Below are 4,682 nucleotides of genomic sequence, written 5' to 3' on the forward strand. Positions count from 1 at the left end.
CGATGCAGGATGGATACCTTGCCGGCCCAGGGCAACCGGTATTTCGCGATCTGCGAGATACCGATATTCCGGAACTCGGGCCTGGTGGATAGTTGCTTTTCCATGGGGGCGCTGATTCTTGTCGTGGGATGATCCGCCGCCTTGGCCTCGGGCATCACGATCTGACGTAAGTCTTCGACACCGTGAAACCCGGGCAAGGGGTGATACGCGCGTATTTTGGCCTCCCGCTGATATACTGTCCAATATCTATCGCATCTTTCTGATATATATAACGGCAGATATCGCATGGAGCTGCGGCATATTCGCTACTTCCTCGCCGTCGCCGACGAGCGCAACGTCACGCGGGCCGCGGAAAAGCTCGGCATCGGGCAGCCGCCGCTCAGCCAGCAGATTCGCGCGCTGGAGGAGGAGCTGGGGGTCAAGCTGTTTCGCCGCACCGGGCATGGCGTGGTCCTGACCGAAGCGGGCGAGGCGTTCGCAACGGATGCCAGGCGCATCCTCCATGACACGCGCACAGCCGTGGAGAAAGCGCAAAGCGCCGGACGGGGCGAAATCGGACGGCTCAACATCGGATTTACCGGCTCGGCCGCGTTCAACCCCGTGGTCTCAAGGCTGATCCGGGCCTATCGGCAGGATTACCCCAATGTTGTCCTCACCCTGGCGGAAGGCAATACCTCACAACTCCTCGCCTATCTCAATGATGACCGGGTCGATGTGGCCTTTGTCCGATTGAGCGGGCAGTCGCCGGCGGGCGTTCAACTGCAGCACATTGCGGTGGAGCCGATGAAGGTCGTGCTACCTGCAACGCATCCTCTTGCGAAGCGGCGGCGGATATCCCTCGACGCCCTGGCGCAAGACCATTTTGTGCTGCTGCCCCGCGAAGCGAGTCCGACCTTGCATGACGTCATTGTCGGCGCTTGCAAGCAGGCCGGTTTTGATCTCATCGCCGGGCAGGAAGCCCCGCAACTCTCTTCGGTCGTGAATCTGGTGGCAGCGGAGTTCGGCGTTTCACTCGTTCCCGCCTCGGTCTGCCAGATTCAGGTCGAGGGTGTTGTCTACAAGGACATCGTTGGCAGCCCGGTCTCGATCCGCCTGGCACTCGCCTCGCGGATCGAGGCGACCCCTGCGAAAACGGCGAATTTTCTGCACAAGGCTCAGGGATTCGGTGCCGGCGCCACAAGAAAAACTGATCGGTAAGACCAAAATTTCCCGTTTGTCCTGACTCGCTGCTGCAACGATCATCGACTCATCCGCCGTATCCCGGCGATCACCCCAACAGAGGCGATAGAGTCAGATGAACAATCCTGCGGCCATTCCCCCGCATGGCTTGTTGTTCGTCGCATCCGATGTGGATGCGGCCGATGAAGCCGGCGGCTTGAGCGGTGCCGACGCGCGAATCCTGCAGGTTGCCGGGGCGATCGAACAGGGCCTTGGCTGAAGGGCAGCGTTCGGGCGTGCGCAGGACAAGTTGCCGGCCGCGCCTCGGGGATGCAAGGAGCCGTTGATCAGATATCCAGCACAATCTTGCCGAAGTGCTGATTCGCTTCCTGGTAGCGAAACGCGTCAGCCATGGCTTCCAGCGGGAAATGCCGATCAATGACCGGGCGGATGCCGGTGGTATTCAAGGCACGCACCATGTCGAGCTGGTGTCGGCGGCTCCCCACCAGCAGCCCGGTCAGGCGCAGGTGCTTGCGCAGAAGCTGGGTGACGGTGACCGGCCCGGTCGGGTTTCCCAATGAGCCGATCACGGCGATATGTCCGCCGACACGGGCTGCCGTCATCGACTGGTCCAGGGTTGCGGCGCCGCCAACCTCGATGACATGGTCAACGCCCACGCCATCTGTCATCTCGCGTACTGTTTCGCCCCATTGCGTCGTGTTGCAATAGTTGATCAGGCAGTCTGCGCCAAGCTTGTGCAGCCTGGCGAGCTTCTCGTCCGAGGATGACGTGGCGATCACCCGCGCGCCGGCCGCTTTGGCGAATTGCAGTGCAAAGACTGATACGCCGCCGGTGCCGAGTACCAGCACGGTCTCGCCCGGCTTCAAGCCGCCATCGGCAAACAATGCCCGCCAGGCAGTCAGGCCGGCCGTGGTCAGCGTGGCGGCCTCGGCGTGGCTGTAGCCGTGCGGAGCGTGCGTGAAGCACGCTTCGGGCAACGTCACAGCCTCCCGCGCAAAGCCGTCGACGCCATCCCCGGGGACGGTAGCGAAATCCCACAGAAACGGCGCTCCGTCATGCCACGTCGGGAAGAAGGTGCTGACGACGTGGTCTCCGACCGTGAATGCCTTCACGCCTGCACCAATGGCGGTGACTTCCCCGGCACCGTCCGCCATCGGAATGCGCCTTTGCGCCAAGGGCCGACGGCCTGACACCACGGCATAGTCATGATAGTTGAGTGAGCTGGCATGTATGCGGACGGTGATCTCGCCCGGTCCCGGAGGGGCGGCCGTGGCTTCCCCGACGATGATGCGCTCGAAACCGGCCGGTGGATCGAGATATATGGCTTTTACAGCAGTCATGGCATTCCCTGGGTCGAGGAAAAATGATGCGTCTCGAGTTTAGCACTTCGATTTTATTAATGTCGACATGAAAAATTCGGGCTGCTATGATCAGCCTCACCGTAGCCTGAGCGGGTAGTTGCCCGTCGCATATTTCCTGGTGAGGCGGGCCGCACCTGGCCAGGCTGGTAATAGTCGAAAAAATCATGGGGACGACAATGTCATCACTGAAGAAGCTGCTCTCAATCACGTTGTGCGCGGTGGCAGGCATCACGTTGTGCGCGCCAGGCTCGGTGCAGGCGCAGGAAGCCTGGCCAGCGCGCCCGATTCAAATGATCGTGCCGTCATCTGCCGGATCAGGAACCGACGCGCTGGCGCGGGCCATGGCCCAGCGCCTTTCCGAGTCGCTGAAGCAGTCTGTGATCGTGGAGAACCGTCCTGGTGGTAGCGGGGTGATCGGGACTAACGCAGTCCTCAAGGCGGCGCCGGATGGTTACACGATTCTCTACACGACGGCATCGAGCATGGTGGTGGCGCCGGCTGTCATCAAGACCATTTCCCAGGACGCAAGAAAGAACCTCGTGCCGATCGCGCAGACAGCGGTGGGGGGCGTGCTGCTGCTGGTGAGCCCGGACCTGCCGGTGCACGACTTGCCCGGACTCATCCAGTTCGTGAAGGCGCATCCGGACAAGTACAGCTACGGCAGCTGGGCCACCGGCTCATCCGCGCACCTGACCATGGAGTGGCTGAAGAAGCAGACGGGCATGAAGACCGAACACGTCGCGTATCGGACATCCGGCCAACTGCTCACCGAGCTTTCCTCGGGGGTGCTGAAGATCGGCTGGACCGACCCCAGCGTGGCGGTTCCGTTCCTGCGTTCCGGCAAGGTGCGTGGCATTGCCATTGTGGGCAACGTGCGGTCTCCCCAGCTTGCCGTCGTCAAGACGCTGAGCGAGCAGGGCTACAAGTTCAATACGGTGGGATGGTTCGGCATGTTCGCGCCGGCCGGGACCAGCCCCGCGATCGTGAAGCGCCTGGCCGACGAGGTCAACAAGGTGCAGGGGACGCCGGAGATCGTGGCCCTGATGAAGAAGCTGAACTTCGAGCCGCCTCCGGTCAAGTCCTCAGCGCAGCTGGGCGAAATCGTCCAAAGCGATCTGCAAGTCTGGACGAAGATCGCCAACGACGCAGGCATCAAGGTCGACGAATGAGCCGGGGTCGCGGCCACTTGCGGCTTGTCCAGGACGTGGCTGCCATTTTCCGGTGCGATGGCAGCCAGAGTCATAAATTGGAAAGTCCGAGCGTGCAAGGTAAAGCAAAAGATGGCGCCCGGGCGGATCTCGAAAGACCACCGGCTCGTCCATTTTCGTGATGTGACGGTTCCCCTTCCGGAACCGCAAGCCGTCACGCAGGTTTGGCCTGCAGCACATAGCCCCGGTATTGGCAGCCGGGTCCGGTTGATCCGGGTCCGCTGCCGCTCATTGCCATCGCGAATTGTCAGCGCCCGGCAAGAGCGGTCGGGAAGGGTAGCGCAGTATCTCTACAGGGTTTTCCCTCTGTTTGCGCGAATTGGTAAAAGCATGTCGTGATCGGCCAAGCCGGGCGATGTGGTGCGATCCGAGAATTGACGGAACCTGACGCGCCCTCGAATCCGTCAACGACGAAGCCTTCCAAACACGCAAAGCAGCAATCAAGAGGTACAGACATGAAGAAACAGGCCAACAACTTTTTGTGGCGCGGATACGCCCTGGCGTTCGGCGTTGGCGTCGTCGGCTGGCTGCCCGTGGCTCAGGCCCAACCGGCCTGGCCAACGAAGCCGGTCCGCCTGGTGGTGGCGGGCCCTGCCGGCGGCAGCGCCGACGCACTGGCGCGCCTGCTGGCGGAAGGCCTGCATAAGGCGTGGAGCAAGCCGGTCATTGTCGAGAACAAGCCTGGTGCCGCCGGTGCGCTGGCGATCAGCGACATGCAGTCCACTGGCAAGGACGGTCATACCCTCCTGGTCATCCAGGGTGGTGTCGTGAGCGAGGCTCCGTTGGCCTACAAGGTCCATTACAAGCCGTTTGCCGACCTGAAGCCCCTTGCCCAGATCAGCCGCACGGGGTTGGTGCCATCTCCTTATACAGAAGTAGTACCGTCCCCGCAGCGGTGCATGGGGCCTGCGACCGCGGAAATTTCGAGGTAAGG

General features: G+C 62.0%; 4 protein-coding genes and 2 pseudogenes. 4 read left to right on the top strand and 2 right to left on the bottom strand.

The features are described 5' to 3' along the window. Window positions 1–104: pseudogene (locus J8I34_RS33315) on the bottom strand (succinate dehydrogenase, cytochrome b556 subunit); the annotation flags it as partial. A 181-nt stretch (window positions 105–285) separates the two neighbouring features. Here J8I34_RS33315 and J8I34_RS33320 point away from each other — a divergent pair. Together J8I34_RS33320 and J8I34_RS33325 are read left to right on the top strand one after the other, a co-directional pair. Further along, window positions 286–1,197: a LysR family transcriptional regulator gene (locus J8I34_RS33320; protein ID WP_209808453.1), complete on the top strand. Its 912-nt coding sequence runs from the start codon at window positions 286–288 to the stop codon at window positions 1,195–1,197. A 97-nt stretch (window positions 1,198–1,294) separates the two neighbouring features. Then, entirely contained in the window at window positions 1,295–1,438 is a 144-nt protein-coding gene (locus J8I34_RS33325; RefSeq protein WP_209808455.1) for a hypothetical protein, read from the top strand. Between the two features lie 67 nt (window positions 1,439–1,505). Here the strand turns inward: J8I34_RS33325 and J8I34_RS33330 are convergent, their stop codons facing one another. Then, complete coding sequence (locus J8I34_RS33330) at window positions 1,506–2,519, bottom strand: zinc-dependent alcohol dehydrogenase family protein (RefSeq protein ID WP_209777582.1); 1,014 nt, start codon at window positions 2,517–2,519, stop codon at window positions 1,506–1,508. A 197-nt stretch (window positions 2,520–2,716) separates the two neighbouring features. Between J8I34_RS33330 and J8I34_RS33335 the strand changes: the two genes are divergently transcribed. Continuing rightward, on the top strand, window positions 2,717–3,709 hold the full coding sequence (locus J8I34_RS33335) for a Bug family tripartite tricarboxylate transporter substrate binding protein (RefSeq protein ID WP_209808457.1): 993 nt from the start codon (window positions 2,717–2,719) through the stop codon (window positions 3,707–3,709). 494 nt (window positions 3,710–4,203) lie between these two features. Next, a pseudogene (locus J8I34_RS33340) lies at window positions 4,204–4,605 on the top strand (Bug family tripartite tricarboxylate transporter substrate binding protein); the annotation flags it as partial. Between the last annotated feature and the right edge of the window lie 77 nt (window positions 4,606–4,682).

This window comes from Cupriavidus phytohabitans, assembly GCF_017815025.1.
Lineage (GTDB): Bacteria > Pseudomonadota > Gammaproteobacteria > Burkholderiales > Burkholderiaceae > Cupriavidus.

Bases quoted from the DNA above. Each gene is read 5' to 3' on its own strand.
- J8I34_RS33320 (WP_209808453.1), top strand. From the start codon at position 286: ATGGAGCTGCGGCATATTCGCTACTTCCTCGCCGTCGCCGACGAGCGC.
- J8I34_RS33325 (WP_209808455.1), top strand. From the start codon at position 1,295: ATGAACAATCCTGCGGCCATTCCCCCGCATGGCTTGTTGTTCGTCGCA.
- J8I34_RS33330 (WP_209777582.1), bottom strand. From the start codon at position 2,519: ATGACTGCTGTAAAAGCCATATATCTCGATCCACCGGCCGGTTTCGAG.
- J8I34_RS33335 (WP_209808457.1), top strand. From the start codon at position 2,717: ATGTCATCACTGAAGAAGCTGCTCTCAATCACGTTGTGCGCGGTGGCA.